Consider the following 1,495-nt stretch of genomic DNA (forward strand, 5'->3'; position numbering starts at 1 on the left):
TCCCGTCAAATATTTTTTTACCTAAATGGCAAATTAATGTGAACAAACAGCAGTGTAAATTAATTGCAAATTTTGCTATTACACCTAATATAGATATTAGTATTTTAGTAGAATCTTTATGGGAAAAAGCAAGATTTATAAATTCATTTAAAGACAAGAATATAAATCATAAAATACAAATAAGCAAATTCAAGGAAGCTTATGTAGTTGGTTCGGAAAAATTTAAGTCTTCAATATTTTCTGTATTAGATAGAATTAAAAATAATGAACTTAGAAAAATAGTATTAGCAAATGCATTAGATGTAATTTCTACTAATAACTTTGATCTAATAAAGTCTTTAGATCAACTTAGAATCACACATCCTAATTGTTACATATTTTCTATTAGTAATGGAAAAGGACAAAATTTTATTGGGGCTAGTCCAGAACGATTAATTTGTATATCTGAAAATAAGTTAATTACAGATGCTCTTGCTGGTTCTGCTCCTAGGGGAAAAACACCTATAGAAGATACAGCTTATGCTAACAGCTTAATTCATAGTGATAAGGAGAGGCATGAACATAACTTAGTAGTTGATTTTATTTCTCGTAGCCTATCTGAATTAGGTTTATTGCCCCAAATCATGTCGCCAAGGTTAAGAAAATTATCTAATATTCAGCATTTATGGACACCAATTAGTGCTATCATTCCCCCTAATATACACCCATTGAAAATACTTGCCCAATTACACCCTACACCTGCAGTTGCTGGAACATTACCGGACATAGCTTGTACTGAGATACGTCGTTATGAAAGTTTTGAAAGAGGTTTGTATGCCTCACCTTTAGGCTGGTTAGATGCAGAAGGTAACTGTGAATTTATTGTTGGTATTCGTTCTGCGTTAATAGATGGAAATTATGCTAGATTATATGCCGGTGCTGGTATTGTCGCAGGTTCAGATCCAAATAAAGAATTAGCTGAAATTCAATTGAAATTGCAAGCTTTGCTTAGAGCTTTAATCTAAAAATTATAAAAATCTAGACTTAATTATTTTATATGTAAATTATTATATTTTTATAAGGTGATAAATAAATAGTAGTTTTAATGAAAACTCATACGAATACTTGTAACTATATTCAAAAATTAAATATGAAGTATAAATTCATTTAGCCAAGCTTATGTCAAAGTATTCCATATTATTTGTATTTATGTAGGCAGGTTAATTACCTCAAATAAGCTTAAGCTAATTAAATTAACTTAAGCTTATTTGATGAGTAGTAGTATATCTATAACATAGTTATAGGTATACTAGAATATATTATCTAGTAACTACCAAGAGTAACAATAGAATATAACTAATAAACTAGTAATTATTTTAGAGAATATACCTAAAGTATCATCATAATACATTTAAGTTTATAATAATGTGTAATAGATATGTTAGTTTATAATCATTAATAAATACTAGTATTAGTTTTAGTCTTATACATTTTACACTTATCATATCTAGCATTT

At 27.9% G+C, this 1,495-nt stretch carries 1 protein-coding gene; it reads left to right on the top strand.

Features of this window, described 5'->3' with window-relative positions:
- On the top strand, positions 1–1,004 hold a 1,004-nt coding region (locus tag RINTHH_RS00710; protein WP_044304298.1), incomplete at its 5' end, for an isochorismate synthase.
- Positions 1,005–1,495 lie beyond the last annotated feature (491 nt).

Source organism: Richelia intracellularis HH01, assembly GCF_000350105.1.
In the GTDB taxonomy this organism is placed as follows: Bacteria; Cyanobacteriota; Cyanobacteriia; order Cyanobacteriales; family Nostocaceae; genus Richelia; species Richelia intracellularis.